An 18,267-nucleotide genomic window follows, 5' to 3' on the forward strand; every position below is an offset into this window, starting at 1 on the left:
CCCTCTGGGAGAGACGGCGTTTGCGCAGCAAGCAAACGCCAGAGAGGGCCGGCGCTGCGAAAGACTTGACGACTTCCGCTACGATCAACTCCGCCACTTAGACAATCGACGTCCTTTGGGAGGGCCGCGGGAACCCTCCCCTCGCTGCGCTCGACCCTCCCGCACACGGGAGGGTGACTTCCGAATTGAAAAGGACACGCACAAAAGGACGCCACAAGCGATCGCACCAGGGCGCCATCTGCCATCAACTGCGTCAAACAATTACATTGCCCGGTTCAGTGGTCTTCTTTGGTTGAACCCTTCCTGCGGTGAATGTGATGAAAGTTTTGGTGGTCGGCAGCGGCGGGCGAGAACATGCCCTGGCCTGGAAACTGGGGCAGAGCCCCAAGGTGACGGAAGTGTTTGTCGCGCCAGGCAATGCAGGCACCGCACTGGAAGCGACCAACGTCGACATTGCGGCCACGGAAGTCGACAAGCTGGTCGAGTTTGCCAAAACCAACGCGATCGACTTGACCGTCGTTGGCCCCGAAGCGCCGCTGGTGCTCGGACTGGTCGATGCACTCGAAGCAGCCGGGCTGCGCGTCTTCGGCCCCTCGGCCGCCGCCGCGGAACTGGAAGGCAGCAAGGTGTTTTGCAAAAACCTGCTGCACACCGCCGACATCCCCACGGCCGATTATCGCACCTTTCGAAACGCCGACGACGCCTCGCGGTACATCAAAGACAAGTACAGCGAGCCGACCGACCAGGTTCCGGTCGTTGTCAAAGCCGACGGGTTGGCCGCCGGTAAAGGCGTCATCGTTTGCGAAACCCGGAGCGACGCGCTGCAGGCGATCGATCGCATCGCCGGACAAAAGGAGTTCGGCGAAGCGGGCAACGAACTGATCATCGAAGAAAAATTGATCGGCCAAGAAGCCAGCGTGCTGGCGATCACCGACGGCGAAACCATCATTTCGCTGCCGGCCGCCCAAGATCACAAACCGGCCCACGATGGCGACCGCGGTCCCAACACCGGCGGCATGGGCGCTTACTGCCCCACACCCATCGTCGACGAGGCGATGTTCGAAAAGATCGAATCCGACGTGCTGGTCCCCGTCGTCCACGCGATGAAACGGGCGCGGAAACCGTTCAAAGGCGTGCTGTACGCCGGATTGATGCTGACCGCAGCCGGCCCCAAAGTGCTGGAGTTCAACGTCCGGTTCGGTGACCCGGAATGCCAACCGCTGTTGATGCGACTGAAATCAGATTTGTTTGACATCCTGGTCGCCGCCGCCGATGGAAAACTCTCCGAACTCGAACCGCTGGAATGGGACGAGCGACCCAGTCTGTGCGTCGTGATGGCCAGCGAAGGTTACCCGGGCAGCTACGAAAAGGGCCGTGTGATCACCGGATTGGACGAGGCCGCGAAGGTCGACGATGTGAAAGTCTTTCACGCCGGAACGACCACCGTCGATGGCAACGTCGTCAATGACGGCGGGCGCGTCTTGGGCGTCACCGCAATCGGCAACACCATCAGCGCCGCAAAACTGAAGGCTTATACCGCCGTCCAAAAAATCCGTTGGCCCGGCGCCTGGTGCCGCAAAGACATCAGCGACAAGGCGCTGCAGTAAGCAACCCCTCGTTCCCGGGCTCCGCCCTACGCCGTGAACGATTTTTTAGCGGTAGGGCGCGAGCCCTCCGGTGTGTTGGCAAAGTAGCGGAACCGGAGGGCTTGCGCCCTGCCGCTAAAACCTCGTTAAACACAGGAAATAGATCGTTCACGGCGTAGGGCTCCGCCTGGGAACGCACTGTCCCGGAGGCTCCGCCTCGAACGTTCGCCGGCGGAGCCGGCGTGGGCGGCAAGCAGGATGCTTACCCCACGCCCCCGCGCGGTCCCGGAGGCTCCGCCTCCCATCGGCGTGTGGCGAGCAGCTACACCGACCTTGCGTTCCAAGGTGGAACCCTGGAACGATTTGAATAAAACCCACCGATAGCAGCGCGGACCCGCGGATACCTGGCTGCTCTTCATCCGTGGGTTCGCGCTGCTATCCGTGGGTTCATCTCAGCACGCGCTGTCAGCCAGTGGCGCATGATCCCTCGCCCTCCCTCGTGAAATGCAGTGCCGCCGCGGCCGTCACGTGCTGTTCAAGGACAGGAGGCGGAGCCTAGGAACAAGGAGGTAGGGCATGCTGTGCATGCCGGATGTCACGCACAGCGTGACCTACCGCCACCACTACTGCGCCACCGAGCGGGTGCCGCCGCCGGCGAAGTTGACGTAGATCGGGCTGCCCTCTTTGATCGGTCGCGCCGCCGACGCGTAACCCTTGGCATAAATCTTTTCACGTAACTTGCGGAACGAACCGTAGCTGTCTGGATAAACCGCGACCGTCACCGTTGTCGTGCCCGGCGGGTACCCCGACAGTTCGACATCCAGCCAGTCATCGTTGGCCAGCACCTCGTCGATCGGCGTTCCATAGGGTTCACGCAGCGGCTCGAACGACGCGACCACGACGCGAGCGCGACTCATCCTGGCGATCGCGTTGCCGTTGCTGACCAATTCGTTGCTACGGTTGAGCACGTACCGCGCGACATAGCCGCGCACCGGCCCAACCGCCGCATCACTGACGCCCTCGCGAAGACTGGAGGACGTGCGACGAAAATTGCGACCGATCTCATCGGCCAACAACTCAAACGGAATCACGGACAATCGATCGTCCTTCAACCGAAAATAGACCTCGTCACCGAACACGGTCTTGGCCATCGGAGTCGGCAGGTGAGAGATCGCGACGATCGGCGGCTGCTTGCTTTCCAATTGCGTTCGCGCACCAGCCAACTCCGTCAATTCGCTTTTCAACTTTGACGCTTCCGCGTTGCGGATCGCGGCTTGGCGGTTGGCATTGTCCAGCTTCGCTTGCTCGTCTTCCCAAGCCGCTTCGGCTTCGGTCAGCAATGTCAACAGGATCGTACGACGTTCGGCTTGCTGTGCGATCTTGGAATCCAAGACCTTGATCGTTCGCTCCAGTCGCATCGAATCGGCCTGCGCCGACGCCGCGCGGGCTGCCACAGTTGCCAGCGTTTCCATCTCCGCTTCACCCGCAACGCGCGATTTGGGATCCAGCGGTTCTTGCACCTGCGGCTTGGCGTCGCGCATGATCGCTTCTGATTGGGCGCCTAACACCACAACCAGAATGATCAGAATGCCGACCAGGTTGGCGACGATGTCCAAAAAGGCATCGTGCCCCACCGAAACGCCTTCTCTGCGATGTCGCCCGCTCATTTCCGTTCACCTCGCGGGTTGTTTTCTGCCTGCGTGTACCCGGCGCCTTGGTCGTCACCGGTGCGTTGGATCGGTAGCCCGCTGCCGGTCATCAATCGGCTCCACTGGTCGTATCGCAATTCAGCTCCCGGCATGACGTCCACCTTCAACCGAGGCGACCAACGCGCACCGGGTGCCGCAGCCCCCCAACGTTCGATCCGATCTCGGACCGACGTCGCCAGTTGCAGCGTCGCCACATTGACGCCGTCCGGCTCGATCAAAAACGTTTCGCTCTGGCGCATCCCGGCGTCCGGCAACAAGATGAAACGATCGGCGTGAACTTGTAGCCGAACCGAACGGACGATCTCGTTGCCACGCGCCAACACGACACTGCTGGGCAGCGCCCAGTCGGCGCCGTTGCGCTGCACCAACGAACCGGGTTTCCGCGACTTCGCTTGTTCGCTGGCCGCGGGTTTCTGATCGGCCGCATTCGCGGCTTGGGCGTCGGTCGGTTGGCCGGCTTTCATCCGCTGTGAAACCTTGGGCTGATCCAAGCGATTCATTCCCATCGGCGCACCGGCCATGGGACCGATCCCCGCGGGGTTGTCGCCGGCTTGCGCGCTGGCCTTGCCGATGACACGCTGCCGACCGCCGGAGTCGGCGTTGCCTTGGGCCAACATCGCGGACGCGGAATCGGCATCACCGCTGGACGGATACTGCAATTCGAGTGCGTTTGCACCGGGGGTGTTCGGTTGGGGCTGGGATTGATCGGACGATCCCGAGTTGGTGCCCGCGGCGATCTGGTCGACCGCCGTCATCGCGGCTTGATTCAGATCGCGGTCGGAATCCACCTCGGCAAACGAGGACGCGGAATCTTGCAGCTGTCGTTCCAGCCGTCGTTTGGCGGCTTCGGAAGTGATCGGCGAAGGGTTGCCACCGCCCGCGCGACTGCCCGTGCGGCCGTAGGTTGGGGTCGGAAACATGCGATGGTCGCGGAAACCACTTTGTCGGCCCTGACGATCCATCTGCGAAACCGACAGACGCGGCACCGGTTTGACAGGCTCGGGTGGTTGGACCGCATGTGAACCGACCCAGCCCGCTCCGCCAGACGGGCTTTCCGCCACCGCCGCTTGGCCGGACGCTGCCGGAGCCTGCCCGCCGCCACTGACCGAGGCTTGGCGGTCAAAGTTTCCGCCCGTTCCGCCGGGACCGGCCGGAGAGCGGCTGCCCGACCCACGGATCGATCGCGCGATCGATTGTTGCGTCATCCGATCCAGTGCCTGGTTGATCGCGTATTCCATCCGCTCCCGCATCGCCGGATCGGGGTTGGGGTAGGCGAGGTTGACGTCCGCCGGAACCAGTTCGTACCCGAACTGATCGTCCCAATCCAACATCGCCGAGCGGGCGGCATAGTAGCTGTCGACGCCCTCGGGGCGGACCAACAACATGGGATAGGGCGGGATCGCGTCGCCGTATTGTTGCATCGCGTGATAGCGTGCGGCGCGGAGCGCGTCATCGAGCGGATTGGCGTGCCGCGATGTTTGCTCTAATTGTGTCCGCGTGATGGCGACGCCTTCGGGCCAGATCGTGACGCCCTTGGCGGTGCATTCCAAATAGATCGGCCGACGCTCGGTGCCGTTGGGGCCTTGGTGCGGGACGATGACGAAACGCGGCTTGGCCGTTTTAATTTCCTCACGCAACTTTTTCACGACCAGCTGCTCTTTGACCAACTGTTCGTTCAGCGATTTCAGTTCTTCGGCGGTCGCGGCCGATGGCGGATCGTCCGACATCGCCTGCTCCATCGCCTCGCCGATTTGTTTCAATCGCTGACGGATGCGTCGCATGTGATCTTCGACGTGAGCCAACTGGTTGCGTCGGTCTTCCAGGTCACCGGTCTGTGCTTCGCGAAAGGAAATCAATTCGCCCAAACGAAACTCTTCCTCTTCGACCAACAACTCGACGTCGCCGACGGTCAACTGCCCGGGAACGTGAGTGCGTTCTTGTTCGGCCGTCTCGGCGATCTGCTGTGCCGCGTCGGAGGTGTTTTGTGCCACCAGTGCCAACAACAGGATTAAGGTTCCAAGCGTGCAAACCAAGACGGCCAGGAACGGAAACAGCGTCGGCGAAAGGGTCTTTCGTCGCCGCCCGCTCATGCAGCCCGCCTCGAATCGTGCGTCGCGTTCGACTTGACCGCGGTCATTTCGCGGGCCAACACATCGACCGCCCGGGCCAACACGATCATGGCATCGGCCATCCCCTGTCCGGCCGCCGCGCCGATGTTGTCATCGATGCGACGGTTCGTTTCGTCCAACAAGTTCAAGTTCGCCGCCAGCGTTTGCTGCAGGTTCAACACCGAACTGGCTTGCTCGCGGACCAACGCGGCCTGATCGACCTGGTCCAACATCATCGCCTGTTGTTTCGTCATCGCGTCCGCACCGGCAATGATCGTTTGTTGCCACGCGGAGAGTTGCGACTGCCACTTGTCGAATTGAATCCCAAGCTGTTCACGATTCCGCTGAGTCGAAAATTCCATCTGCCCGGCGTGGTCACGCAGTGCGGGCACCAGCGTTTGTTCGACCGCATCGATGAAGCTTTGTGATTGGACGTTGTGAGCTTGTTGCCAGTAGCCTTGTGCTTCGTCAATTGTTTGACGCCACAACGTCGTCTGGTTGCTCAACGATTCCGCCACCGCGGCGCGCACGCCCTCGCAAAGCTGGGCCAACAATTCGAATTGATTGTCGGCGGCTTCATCACCGGGCAAATGCAGTCCGGTCAAGTAGCCGACGCGTTCGTCGATGGCGGCCAACAACTGTTGCTCGCTGCGCTCGACCGGAAACTGTAAAAAGATCGCGACGATCGACAGCACCAATCCCAGAGCGGTCGTATCAAATGCGACGTACAAGCCGCTCTTCAAATTGTCGACCGCGGCGTTGCCGTTGGAAAAATCCAACCCGCCGAGTGTTTGCGTGATCCCGATCACGGTGCCCAAAAAGCCCAGCATCGGAATCGCCCACACGATGATGCGGATCAGTGCGAAGGAGTCGTGGGCTGAATCGGCGTCCCGCGACGAAAGCTCGCGCAAATCGTCGGCCAAATGCTTCGTCGTTCCGCGGCCGGATTGCCGCATCAAGACCTCGCGGAGGCGAACGACCAGCTGTGATCGACCGATGTCGCGCGGCAGTTTGGCCAGATTGCTCGACCATGCTTGGGCGACAAACCCCGCGTCATGGCGATCGCGAAACTCTTGGGTCGGCGAGTCGGTTTCTCGCCGCGGTGCCAACGCCGCGTCATCGGCGCGGCGCAACAGCGACCATTGTCGTCGCGTCGCCCATGACTTGAGCGACAAGATCGAAATGGCGACACAAAACAAAATGGTCGCCGCAATGGCAACGGGGTGGCCGAGGAAGTAGCGTTCCAACGCTGCCCACTGCGTGACGTAAATCACCGCGTAGAACAGGCCCGCCAAAACGCCCCCGCCGGCGACCGCGACGATCCCGCTGAGCCGGTCGCGGTGATCCGCAACACGACTGTCTTGGTTGCTATCAAATTTGCCTGCGTTTTGCGATTCAGTCTTGCTCACGCCAGCGTCCTTGCCGGTTCGAGGGGTCAAAATGTTGCACCGGTGTCCAAGCACAATCCTTACCACCCCATCGTCTTTCCCCTCAGGTCAACTTCACCCAATCCACAGAATTCAACACCGCACCGACCGTGGTGTCCGCCACGAGCTTGCAAAAGTGGCCTAAGCTTCCAGCTTGCGATCCGTGGCGCCAGCCACGAGCTTGCAAAAGTGGCGTAAGCTTCCAGCTTGCGATCCGTGGCGCCAGCCACGAGCTTGCAAAAGTGGCGTAAGCTTCCAGCTTGCGATCCGTGGCGTCAGCCACGAGTTTGCGAGCAGTCTGCCTGGCAAGCAGGAAGCGTTCCCCCACTAGGGAACCAGTTTCCCTTCGGCATAAACAAACGTCTTCTGGCCGGTCTTCAGGCTGTTGAGCCCGAACGGGTCGATCGTCGTCACTTTGCCTTCTGACACCTTTGCTTCCACTTCGTAGACCATCAAGACCTTCGACGGGGACTTGATCGCAACGTGTTCTTCATGGTGCCACTGCTGGGCTGGCAGACAAACAAACGCCGGTTTTCCCGGCGTGGGCTCGGGCAACGCCAGCGAATCGACGTTGGCGATGCGAAACGCGATGAAGTGATCCAGCGATTCGGAAACCTCAGCCGGCGGTCCGTCCTTGATCGTCTGAGTCGGAATCAAATAGAACGCCGGCTGGCCCAGCATGACCGAAAACGATTGCGAACCGCTGTAGGCGTCGCTTAGTTTCATCGTTCTGACCGCTTCGGTTGGCGGTTTGCGGATTTCGTACCAATTCAAGTAGCTCGGTGTTCCGTCTTGGCTCACGTCTTGCGGAGCCGAATAGAACTTGGGTCCGCGAAAGTTGATCCAACGTCGCTCGGCATCCAGCGCCGTTTTGACCTCCAAACCGTGCAGCACGGGGTTGGAGGCCGTGACGGAGACGACGTCATGCGGCGAAGCGGCGTCACCGCGTGACATCATCGCGAGACAGACCAAGATGACGGCGGGGGAAATGGTGCAACGGAGTCGGGGTTTCATGGCAGGACATTGGATTGCGGAGGAGGCGGAGCGAATTTCGGAGCCATCTATTGTCTCTGGTTGTCTAGCCGGGCAGCGCTACGTTGTGCGTTAGAGGCTCGAAAGACCGAAGAGGCTCGCGTCCCATCCGACACGCCACTGGCTAAGCCACGTGCTGAAATGCCACCCCAGCGGGAAGCGTCAGCGACCGGCACCCCAGCGGAAAGCGTCACCGGAGGGCGTCACTCACTTGGCCGCTGTCACTCCTTGGCCGCTGTCACTCCTTGGCCGCTGTGTCTTCATAGATCGGCAGGTGCCGGTAGTAGACTTCCAGGTTCAACAGGTTCATCGTCGTCACGTACACCCGGCCGGCGTGGGCGCTCCAGCGGTCGGGGATCGGCAGTTCGGGGTCCCAGGAACCCGCTTCCGGCCCGACCTTGATCTGCGTTTCCAGCAACAACGGATTGAGGTGCCGGTTCCAGCGGTCCCAGTAATCGCCGCCCATGTGAAACATGAACTGCGTGGCGTAGTACCAATAGTATCCGTCGCGCAGGGGGCGGCGTCGCTCGCCGAGTTGGGGCGGATACTTCAGCAAGTACTCGGCGGCCGACTGCATCGCCGGCTGCTCACGGCTCCAGCCGTTGTACATCCGCATCAGCATGCCGACGGCGGTCATCGTCGGCGTCGGCAAGCGACCGTGGCGCTGCTGGGGCGTGTCGGGTGCGAACGGGTTGTATCGATATCGATCCAAACGATCCGAGCCCTCTTCGCGCGCCAACGACAACCACAAGTCGATTCCGTCGTAGGAATCTTGCGACACTTGCAGCCCCGACAGGTCACCGCTTTTGAGCGCCATCATCATCCATCCGGTCACGCTGGTGTCGCTGCTGACTTGGGGTGAATAGCGCCAACCGCCGCGGGTGCGATGCTGGGTGGCCATGATGTAGTTCAAGGCTTCTTGGGCGCCCTGCCGGAGCTCGCGATCCTGCGTCATTCCATAGGCTTCACAGAGCGAAAGGGCAGCGATCCCGTGACTGTAAAACATCACGTTGCGGTCGCTCATTTCGTTTTCGCTGCGATACAGGTTTCCGCTGGTGCGTTGGTTGTCCAGCAAGAATTTGAGCCCCTTGCTGACGGTGCCGGCGTACTGGTGTTGGGTGTGGGTGTAGCCGGCGCCTTGGAATGCCAACAAACACAAACCGGTCGCGGCGGTGTCGCTGCGCAACAAGACGCGATCGCCATGCCCCTGCAACGACCAACTGCCGTCTTCGTTTTGGATACTGGCGAGATACGCCAACCCGCGTTCGATGGCTTCTTCAGTCGCCGGACCGCCCATCCCAGGCGCACTCGACGCCGCACCGCCACTGGTTCGCATCACGCGTCGCGAAAAGGATTCCACCGCGGCGATCTTGGTGCCCGCCGGCGTGGCCGGCCCGCCGACTTGGCGTCGCGGTCTGGCCTCTCGGGGCAGTTCCATGACCGCGATTTCCGGCTGCACGTCACTGGGCAGCAAACCGGCAATCGGTGCCGGCGTGTTGCTGATCCCGACAGGTCCGAGATCGGCCAACAGATCCAGCGCCATGCCGGGCGCACCGGCCGGGGCCAAATCGGTCGCTGCCGCGCCGCCGACTTCGGTTTCGCGGCGGACCGCCGGATCCGAGGCTCCCAACCGATCATCCAGTTGATCCGACATCGCCGAACCGGCGATGCCCGCGGCGCTGGCGGGTACCGATTCGGCGGGGTTGATCGATCCCATCGGTGACGTTCCCCGCGTCACGTTCATGCGACGCGCACGCCCGGGGGCGCGAGTGGCCGGCCCGGCATTGACGTTCGGCGCCCCGACCGCGGCCGACAGGGTACTCCGCGCGACCGTTGCTCCACCGGTCGGACTCGGATCGGTCGTTTCGGCCATGAAGCTCGGCGCGGGGCCGTCGGTGATCTGTGCCCCCGTCGTCTCGCCACGGCGATCGGTGGGAATGTCCGTCGGGGCCAGCATCATCGATGCATCGTCGCTGGTCCGCGCGATCGAGACGGCGACCGGCGCCGGTGCGGCACCGGCGACCGCCGACGGCTTGGCGATCGTTCGCGAACGCCTGTCGCGTGCCAGCCCCGCGTCGCCGATCGTCGGCATTGCATCGAGCGCACTCAGGGACGCCGCCGAAGGCGTCGACTGGGTCGCCCGGATCGATTCACTCGGCTGCGGCGCGATGGCCGGCATGTCCAGGCTGGCCGGCGCCTGACGCGCTGACTGCGGCGACGCACGGTCGGCCAGTTGGCGCTCGGCCGGTGCGGCCTGCACGGGGCGTGTCGTGTCCTGGGATTCCGACGGCACATCGATCGGTTCGGGTCGAGGATTGGGTGCCGACTGGTTGTTTTGTCGCCGCGCCAATTTGCCCGGCGAGTCGGCCGGCATCGGCGCGGCCGCACTGGGCTGACTCCGCTCCATCAGATACTTCTGCATCGGCTGGTTTTCCGGTTGCCGAGGCTTGGGGACTTCCAAGCGTGGCTGGGAACGCTCCACCGGTGGCAGTTGTCGCTGTTCTTTAGGAATCTCTCGCGACTTGGTTTCCGCATCGACCGGTTTGGACCAATCGGGCGTTTCTTTCGATTCCTTCGGAGCCTGGAAGATGTGTTCGGGGATGGTTTTTCGAATCGGCGTGCGTTCGCGTTTTTCTCCCTTGGAGGCCAGGGGTTGGTAGGCCGCGAACACGACGTAGTGAATCGCAAAAATCAACAGCAACAGGTGAACCGAGATGCTGAACAGCAGTCCCAGCAGAATCGCTTTCCGCAAGAAGCGAGAGGTGATTGCACGTAAGACCAACGACAAAATCACCGCCACGCAAACGATGGCGACCAGATACGTCGTCGCGTTGTAGAGCAAGCGGGGATCGTCAAACCGGAACGGCGTGGCGATCAGAAACAGCACCAACCCGGCCAACGTGACGACCGACAAATCCAGCGGCCACATCCGCGGCGAATCCGCCGGTGTGCTGTCGACAAGTGGACGGTCATAGTCGGAATCAAAATGCAAATCAAACGCCCTGCGGCAAACGGTTAAGTTTCAGGTTTCAGGTTTCAGGTTTCAGGTTTCAGGTTTCAGGTTTCAGGTTTCAGGTTTCAGGTTTCAGGTTTCAGGTTTCAGGTTTCAGGTTTCAGGTTTCAGGTTTCAGGCCAGTTGGCAGGTAGGAGTAGGCAGGTGACAAAAAAATGGGAGGCAGAAAAAGAGAGACAAGAAAATGGGTGACAGGAAAATAGCTGGAACTGATTCCAAATCTCAAATCTCAAATCTCAAATCTCAAATCTCAAAACTCAAATCTCAAAACTCAAAACTCAAAACTCAAAACTCAAAACTCAAAACTCAAAACTCAAAACTCAAAACTCAAAACTTGAAACTCAAAACTCAAAACTTGAAACTTGAAACTTGAAACTTGAAACTCAAAACTTGAAACTTAAATCTCACCCCTCCGGTCCTTCTTGTGTTGTCACGGAATAGTCGCTGATGCCGCTACGGTTGCAGACATCCATCACGCTGACGACGGGTTGGAACGACGCTCCTCGGTCGGCCCGGATCACGGCGGATTGGTTGGTCGGGTTGGACGCCACGCTCGCTTTGAGCAATTTCTCCAGATCGGCCAACGACGTCGCTTGTCCACGCAGATAGATTTCACCGGCCTGGTCGATATCGATCACGATTTCACGGGGTTTGCCGATCATCGGGACCGCACTGGTCGCCGTCGGCAAAACGATATCCAAACGCCGCTCTTCCTCTTCGAACTCGCTGGTCACCAGAAAGAAAATCAGCAGCAGAAACACCACGTCGATCAGCGGGGTCAGACTGAGCGTCCCGGCGACGCTGGAGCGTTTGATTTGAACCGCCATCGGTCAACTCGCCTTGGCTTGGTTGCCGGACTCCGCCACGCCCGCGGATGATGCCGTCGCCTGTGGGGGCGGGGGAGGGGAGGGCGGGGGAGGCGTGACGGCGTTGCCCGGTGAATCGACGTACTGGATCGGGATCAGCGTCCCATCGGAATCCAACCGCCGACGGCCGTCAAAGCGGGCCAAGCCGGGTGCCAAGTCAAACACCAATTGTTCGATGCTGTGAAACAGTTTGGCGATCCGGTTTTCCAAATACTGGGCAAAGATCGCCGCGGGGATCGCAACAACCAATCCCGCCAGGGTCGTCACCAGTGCCGTGTAAATCCCCTCGGAGAGTTGTTCACTGCGGGAACGATCGGCAGACAGCGAAGTCGATTCGTGGAACGCGACGATCATGCCCCAGACCGTTCCCAGCAATCCCATCAGCGGTGTCGCGGCGGCGGCAAGCGTCAGCCAGCGGACCGGCGACGCGTAGCGATCGGCTTCCCGTCCGATCGTCTCGGTGGCGGTGCGTTCGATTTCGCCCAGCGGTTGGCCGGTTCGCATCAGCATCGCTCCGACGATGCTGGCCGTCGGCGACGGATGCTGTAAACAGGCCTGGTAGGCGGCCGGTGGATCAAACGATTCGACCGGATCGGCCAGCCGACGGAGTTCACGGACGAGACGCCGCGGCATGACTTTGGCGCGGCGCAGACTGAGCAGCCGTTCGACCGCCAGCGTCACCACCAACAGACTCATCAATCCGATCGGAATCATGAACCGTCCGCCGCGGAGGATCAGCGACAACATGTCGATGCCCGTCGGTTCGGCGACCGGCGAAGGTTCCTCGGCGGCGATTTCGGCGTTCATGACCGCTTGAATGTCGGCAGCATTGATCGGCGGTTCAGGCTCCACCTGAGCCCACGCCTGGGGCGAGTCGGCCAACCCGCACAGCCAACCCGCGCACAGAACCACCCCCAGACAGATCCACGCGGTGCGTTTTTGCTTCGCGCGTTCCCGTCGCTTCGGGTTTATCGGATAGGAAGTCACGACTAATTCAACGCCTCCAGACGCTCGGCGGATTTCTTCGCAAGTTCGTGTCCGGCATGCTTCTGGACGACGTACTGATAAAACTGTGTGGCGAACTGACGCGATCGCTTTTTCGCATCCGGGGTTCTGGCGGTCTGCATCAGCAGCTCGCTGCAGCGCCCCGCTTCGAACCCACTCTTGGCTTGCCAGTTCTTGATCTCTGCCGGCGCGTTGTCGCCGCCGAAACCGAACATCACGCTCTGGAACTCGGGGATCGCTTTGTCAAATCGTTTTTCACCAAAGTGAATTTCACCCATCATGAAACGGGCCCGCGCACCGACCTCGCGACGGCGATACTGTTCGGCGACCTGCCCAAAGTATTTGAGCGCCTTGTCGAGATCGTTCTTTTGCTGATAAGCAAACCCGGTTTCATAGAACACCTGCGGCAAGTAGGCGGTGGCAGGAAAACGCTCCTTCAGTTCGTCGTACCAGCCGATGGCTTCATCCCAACGTTTCAGTTGCGCCGCGGATTGGCCCCCATGTAACAAAATTAATTCACGGACCTGTCGCTCGGCCGCATCGCGTAGCGAATCGGCGTTCTCGTTTACGTCGCGAATCTGTTGCCGCCCCTTGGTGTAAGATTCCAGTGCCTCGTCGAACGCTTCGGCCTTGAAGAAACACTCACCGACCATCATCCGTGCGTCGATCGCCAGCGTTCCGGCAGCATGCTTTTCGACCTGTTCGGCGAACGCCTGTCGGGCTTCGTCCAGCTTTGATTGTTTGAACAGCGACCAACCGAGACGATACAACGATTTTTCGCTCATCGCGTCATCGCTGGTCTTGTCCGCGGCGAGCTGAAAGTAGGTTGCCGCGGTTGCCCAATCGCTGGCCGCATATTTTTGCTGGCCGACGAAGTAAGCCGCTTCGGCAGCCAATGTCGTGTCGGGGTACTCGTTCAACAGGCGGCGAAATTGCTCAACGGCTTGCTCGTCCTGGCCGGATTCACGCAACGACCAGCCGAGTTCATAAAGCACTTTATCCATCGCGGGATAAGCGGAGACTTCGTCGACCAGACGCTGCAATTTCTCCGCCGCGTCGGCAGGGCGCCCCTGTTTCTGGTCCACCAGTGCCAACTCGTAAAGCGCATGTCCCAAATTGACGCCGGTCGGACCGAGTTCCAGGTACTTTTTCAGATCCGATTGTGCGGAGGCGTAATCCCCCAAGGTCCGATGCGAAATGCCTCGCGCGATCAACGCATCGTCACTGAGTGCATGGGCGGGCGACTGGTTAAGAATTTTGTCGAGTGACTGGATTGCTTCGGCGTGTTTGCCTTGCTGCATCTGCGACCAACCACGACCATACAGTGCGTAGGGGATCAGCCCCGCGTCACGATCGGCGTCGATGATCTGGCTATACAAATTCACCGCCTGGTCATAGTCACCCGTCGTGCTGGCGCGTTGAGCCAGCTTGTAACGGGCCTGATCGGCCATCGCGGACGACGGGTCGCGGCCGACCAACGTTTCCCACGTGGCTTTGGCTCGATCACCTTGCCCCGACGACAGCAGCGCGGTTCCTTGCAGCAGCATCGCCTCGCCGGCACGCGGCCAATCCGGTGCCACGTCGGCCACGCGGCCGAACGACTCCGCCGCATCGGTCGGTCGACCGGACATCAAGTGCGCTTGGCCGACCAGGAATTGCGATTCGGCTTTTTGCGACGCTTGCGAGAAACTCTCGTACTCCTGTTTCAACAACGCGACGCTTTCATCAAACGCCTTCATCGCGTTCATCGCGACGGCGGTCCGCAAGACCCACACGGGGCGTTGCGCGTGGTCGGGCGAGGCGGCACGCAGCAGTTGCCGATAGCTGTCGAGCGCCGCTTCGGTCTGGCCCAAAAAAAGCTGGCTTTCGGCAACGATAAAACGAACATCACTGGCGAGCTGATCGGAACCAAACCGCTGCAAAAACTCATCAGCCAGTTTTCCCGCCCGCTCGTACTGGTTGACTTGCAAGGCAGAGAATGCGGCGTTGTAAAGGGCGCGGGGTGCCAACGTGTCGGCAGGCGCGTCGCGGTAGGCCGCTTCGGCCACATCGATCGACTCTTGGACCGTCGCCGGATTCATCGACAGCGCTTCGGCCAAATCGACGCGTAAGTCAATTGCAAAGTCACCCTCCAGTCCGGCGTCGATCTGTCGCTTGGCGATCGCCACGGCCGCGGCCGGGTCACCCTTGGTCAGTTTGATTCTCGCCAACCAGTGCGCCGCCTCGGTCGCCGCGACCGGGCTGTTTTGTGTCAGCACTTTTTCAAATCGCGTCGCCGCTTCATCGATGTCGCCGCCACGATACAGGCTTTGTCCGGACGCCAGGGTGGCGTTGGCGGCATACGGCGAATCGGGAAACTCTCGTTGCAGTCGGTCGTAGCCGACGGCGGCTTCCTTCGGCTTGCCGCTCTGCACCAGCGCGTACGCCTGACGAAAAATCGCGTAGCTCGTGTCGGCATCTTCCTTCGACGCCGCAATCGCTTTGTCGAACGAGGTGACCGCGGCATCAAAGTCACGTTGCATGATCCTCAGATCGCCCAACCGCAAATGCACATCGACGGCCAGGGGACTGTCCGCACAACCGGACAACAATTGCTGAAACGACGCGACCGCTTTGTCGGTTTGCTCCAGCTCTTCCTGCGCGATGCCCAGGGCGTACAACGCATCACATCGCAACGGCGAATCCTTGGCCGCCGGCAGCGACAAAAATTTGTTGTAGTAATCGATCGCGCGGGAGCGATCGCCCAACCCGTATGCCGCTTCGCCACTATAAAAGTACGCGCGGTCGATGTAGGCGCTTTTGGAGTTCTCTTTGCGGAGCGTCTCGAAGGTTTCGATCGTCTGTTTCAATCGCGCGGCGTCACGTTGGGGTCCATCACCGGCCGACGCATAAAAGCACCAACCGCGATTCGCCAAACTCTCCTCGCGGAGCTCATAAGCTTTGTCTTCAAGCGCCAAGCCAAACGCCTCGGCCGCGGCGACGTAATCCGGGTTTTCTTTCTGCATGTAGCAGACGCCCAGATAGTGTGCCGCTTTGGAGGCCAGATCATCATCGGGATACATCTCCAGGAACTTCTTCCAGTTCTGGATCGCCAATTCGATCGCCCCGCCGGTTTGAAAATTGGCCGCATCGGCGTAGAGCGCAATCGACGCCTCGGTCGACTCCGCCGCATCGGCACGCGCGCCGAGCGACAGCCCCGTCGCGGGCAAGAACAACACCAGGGCAACCACCAAGCGAACAGCAATCGCACGGACAGAAGACTGCAAGGAAGAATCAGAACGCACGGCGACGTGGGGGCCAGAGGAGTCCGAAAGACAGCGACGACATCGTCCACAGTTTAACGGTGTGTCGATTCAGTCGATAGTTCGCCCTCGGGATTGCCCAGTCCGAAAAGTCGGTCTTCGTGTCTCTCGATTCGGCACACGCGTGCCAAATCGTCGCATTTTCCGCCGTTTTCCCATCTGGACACTTCCGCAGCGAACCGTTCGCGTCCCTGGCGACGTATCAGTAAGCTTCGCAGTAGTCGTGAAGGACACCTATACAATTTCACAGTGATTTTGACGTGACGCAACTCAGCTCCCCCGGCAGCACCCACTTGATCACCGGCGGCGCCGGATTCATCGGCTCGCACCTCGCACAGCGACTCCTCGCGCGGGGGGACAAGGTTTTGATCGTCGATGACCTGTCGACCGGGCAACAGAAGAATCTGGCGCCGATCATCGATCACGAAAACTTGGAATATATCGAGGGGACGGTCGAAGACGACCGGTTGGTGGCGGAGGTCGTCGGCCGCGCCGACTGCGTCTACCATCTGGCCGCCGCCGTGGGCGTCGCGCTGATCGCCAAGCAACCGATCCAAACAATCGAACGCAACGTCTACCCCACCCAATTGATCCTGGACCGATTGGGCGAACGAGCGCGACGGGGAGCACGGATCCCGTGTTTCATCGCCAGCACCAGCGAAGTCTACGGCAAGAACCCCAAGCCGGTCTGGTCCGAAGAAGACGATCTGGTGTTCGGCGCGACGACCAAGCCGCGTTGGAGCTACGGGGTGTCCAAAGCCATCGACGAGTTTTTGGCGCTGGCGTTCTACAAGGAGCAGCAGTTGCCGGTCGTCGTGGGACGGTTCTTTAACGTCGTCGGTCCACGCCAAACCGGCGCCTACGGCATGGTGCTGCCCCGATTCGTCGAAGCGGCGTTGAAGGGCGAAAAGCTGGTGGTCCATGACGACGGGGCCCAAATCCGATGTTTCGCACACGTCGACGACGTCGTCGGCGCGGTCGTCAAGTTGGTCGACACGCCGCAGGCCCACGGGCGGGTCTACAACATCGGCAGCGACACCCCGGTGTCGATCCTGGACCTGGCCAAACGCGTCATCGAACGGGTCAATCCAAAGGCGGAGATCGATTTCCGGTCCTACTCCGACGCCTATGACGAAAGCTTCGAAGACATTCGTCGACGGGTTCCCGACCTGACCCGGATCGCTGAAACCATCGGCTACGCCCCCACCCAAGACCTGGACGCCATCATCGACTCGGTCGCCGACTCGATGCGATAAAGAAAACGATGTGCTAGGCAACGAGCGGAAAAGAAGCGTTGCCGTTGCGCTTGCAGGAGCGTGGACGTCTTGCCGTTTGGCGTTTGACGAGGAGCCTTCGGACGCTGTAACTCAAAAAAATTTCAGCAAGCACTTGTCGGGTCACGACAATGGGTCACGAAAAAGAGACCCTGGTGAATCAGTCTCGTTGCGAGTCGTTCCCCGCTGACTCACGTTTGTCAGCACGCCTTCGAGTTGTTCACCTCACCTGTTTGTGGAGATTCAAGATGCGTAAGTTTGTTGCAGTTGCGTTGGCAGTAGTGTTGGCCGGTTCGTTCAGTGCTCAAGCGTTCGCCGGATGCGGAACCTGCGACAAGACTGTCGTGGAGAATGCCGTCGCGGCCAAATCGTTCAACACCTTGGTTGCCGCCGTCAAGGCTGCCGGCCTGGTGGAAACGCTTTCCGGTGAAGGCCCGTTCACGGTGTTCGCCCCGACCGACGAAGCCTTTGCAAAGCTCCCCGAGGGCACGGTGGAAAGCTTGCTGAAGCCGGAGAATAAGGAAAAGTTGATCAGCATCTTGACCTATCACGTTGTGCCCGCAAAGGTCATGGCCAAGAAGGTCGTCGGACTCAATGAAGCCAAGACCGTGCAAGGTTCGACCGTCAAGATCGAAGTCAAAGACGGAAGCGTGATCCTCAACGGCAAGGCCAAAGTCGTCAAGACCGACATCAACTCGTCCAACGGCGTGATCCACGTCATCGACACCGTGATTCTGCCCAAGAGCTGAATCCGTTCGGCCTGAAAGCCAACCGTTCGAAAGCAAACTCCGTCGGCATTGATCTGCCGACGGAGTTTTCGTTCGTTCCAGCACCCCAGCGGGAAGCGTCAGCGACCGACGCGTGATCAATGTCATCTACTTCAGCTCCAAAGGTGTTAGCGGAACGGCGCGAGCCGTCCGGTTGCGCTTCAAAAACACCGTGAAA

Annotated in this window: 12 protein-coding genes; 4 read left to right on the forward strand and 8 right to left on the reverse strand. The window is 60.5% G+C overall.

Going from position 1 to position 18,267, the window contains the following annotated elements; genetic code table 11:
* The first annotated feature begins 317 nt into the window (after positions 1 to 317).
* Complete coding sequence (purD, locus tag NZK35_RS28855) at positions 318 to 1,607, forward strand: phosphoribosylamine--glycine ligase (protein WP_261364933.1); 1,290 nt, start codon at positions 318 to 320, stop codon at positions 1,605 to 1,607.
* Between the two features lie 602 nt (positions 1,608 to 2,209).
* On the opposite strand, the gene NZK35_RS28860 is transcribed toward purD, so the two are convergent.
* The 5 genes from NZK35_RS28860 to NZK35_RS28880 form a co-directional block, all read right to left on the reverse strand.
* Positions 2,210 to 3,253 carry a hypothetical protein gene (locus tag NZK35_RS28860; RefSeq protein ID WP_259635996.1) on the reverse strand — a complete coding sequence of 348 codons (1,044 nt, stop codon included), beginning with the start codon at positions 3,251 to 3,253 and terminating at the stop codon, positions 2,210 to 2,212.
* A complete protein-coding gene (locus NZK35_RS28865) occupies positions 3,250 to 5,385 on the reverse strand; it encodes a hypothetical protein (protein ID WP_259635997.1) in 2,136 nt (711 codons plus the stop codon). The genes NZK35_RS28860 and NZK35_RS28865 overlap by 4 nt, the downstream gene beginning before the upstream one ends.
* The gene (locus NZK35_RS28870) at positions 5,382 to 6,812 is read right to left on the reverse strand and encodes a MotA/TolQ/ExbB proton channel family protein (protein ID WP_259635998.1); all 1,431 of its coding nucleotides are present in this window, start codon (positions 6,810 to 6,812) and stop codon (positions 5,382 to 5,384) included. The genes NZK35_RS28865 and NZK35_RS28870 overlap by 4 nt, the downstream gene beginning before the upstream one ends.
* 345 nt (positions 6,813 to 7,157) lie before the next feature.
* Positions 7,158 to 7,844 (reverse strand): DUF7450 family protein, encoded by a 687-nt coding sequence (locus tag NZK35_RS28875; protein ID WP_259635999.1) that lies wholly within the window; start codon positions 7,842 to 7,844, stop codon positions 7,158 to 7,160.
* 256 nt (positions 7,845 to 8,100) lie between these two features.
* Positions 8,101 to 10,854, reverse strand: a complete 2,754-nt coding sequence (locus NZK35_RS28880) for a prenyltransferase/squalene oxidase repeat-containing protein (RefSeq protein WP_259636000.1) — start codon at positions 10,852 to 10,854, stop codon at positions 8,101 to 8,103.
* A 205-nt stretch (positions 10,855 to 11,059) separates the two neighbouring features.
* Here NZK35_RS28880 and NZK35_RS28885 point away from each other — a divergent pair, with 205 nt between their 5' ends.
* Positions 11,060 to 11,248, forward strand: a complete 189-nt coding sequence (locus NZK35_RS28885; RefSeq protein WP_259636001.1) for a hypothetical protein — start codon at positions 11,060 to 11,062, stop codon at positions 11,246 to 11,248.
* Positions 11,249 to 11,279: 31 nt separating this feature from the next.
* On the opposite strand, the gene NZK35_RS28890 is transcribed toward NZK35_RS28885, so the two are convergent.
* The 3 genes from NZK35_RS28890 to NZK35_RS28900 are packed head-to-tail and all read right to left on the reverse strand — an operon-like array spanning position 11,280 to position 16,030.
* A complete protein-coding gene (locus NZK35_RS28890) occupies positions 11,280 to 11,702 on the reverse strand; it encodes an ExbD/TolR family protein (protein ID WP_259636002.1) in 423 nt (140 codons plus the stop codon).
* Between the two features lie 3 nt (positions 11,703 to 11,705).
* Entirely contained in the window at positions 11,706 to 12,728 is a 1,023-nt protein-coding gene (locus NZK35_RS28895) for a MotA/TolQ/ExbB proton channel family protein (protein ID WP_259636003.1), read from the reverse strand.
* A 2-nt stretch (positions 12,729 to 12,730) separates the two neighbouring features.
* On the reverse strand, positions 12,731 to 16,030 hold the full coding sequence (locus NZK35_RS28900; protein WP_259636004.1) for a tetratricopeptide repeat protein: 3,300 nt from the start codon (positions 16,028 to 16,030) through the stop codon (positions 12,731 to 12,733).
* Between the two features lie 278 nt (positions 16,031 to 16,308).
* Between NZK35_RS28900 and NZK35_RS28905 the strand changes: the two genes are divergently transcribed.
* Positions 16,309 to 17,304 (forward strand): NAD-dependent epimerase/dehydratase family protein, encoded by a 996-nt coding sequence (locus tag NZK35_RS28905; RefSeq protein ID WP_259636005.1) that lies wholly within the window; start codon positions 16,309 to 16,311, stop codon positions 17,302 to 17,304.
* A gap of 266 nt (positions 17,305 to 17,570) precedes the next feature.
* Positions 17,571 to 18,071, forward strand: coding sequence for a fasciclin domain-containing protein (locus NZK35_RS28910; RefSeq protein WP_259636006.1), 501 nt, complete (start codon positions 17,571 to 17,573; stop codon positions 18,069 to 18,071).
* Positions 18,072 to 18,267: the final 196 nt, after the last annotated feature.

Origin of the sequence: Stieleria sedimenti (assembly GCF_025060895.1) — a bacterium.
Lineage (GTDB): Bacteria > Planctomycetota > Planctomycetia > Pirellulales > Pirellulaceae > Stieleria > Stieleria sedimenti.

Coding starts and splice junctions, on each gene's coding strand:
- purD (WP_261364933.1), top strand. CDS start 318: ATGAAAGTTTTGGTGGTCGGCAGCGGCGGGCGAGAACATGCCCTGGCC.
- NZK35_RS28860 (WP_259635996.1), bottom strand. CDS start 3,253: ATGAGCGGGCGACATCGCAGAGAAGGCGTTTCGGTGGGGCACGATGCC.
- NZK35_RS28865 (WP_259635997.1), bottom strand. CDS start 5,385: ATGAGCGGGCGGCGACGAAAGACCCTTTCGCCGACGCTGTTTCCGTTC.
- NZK35_RS28875 (WP_259635999.1), bottom strand. CDS start 7,844: ATGAAACCCCGACTCCGTTGCACCATTTCCCCCGCCGTCATCTTGGTC.
- NZK35_RS28885 (WP_259636001.1), top strand. CDS start 11,060: ATGGGTGACAGGAAAATAGCTGGAACTGATTCCAAATCTCAAATCTCA.
- NZK35_RS28890 (WP_259636002.1), bottom strand. CDS start 11,702: ATGGCGGTTCAAATCAAACGCTCCAGCGTCGCCGGGACGCTCAGTCTG.
- NZK35_RS28910 (WP_259636006.1), top strand. CDS start 17,571: ATGCGTAAGTTTGTTGCAGTTGCGTTGGCAGTAGTGTTGGCCGGTTCG.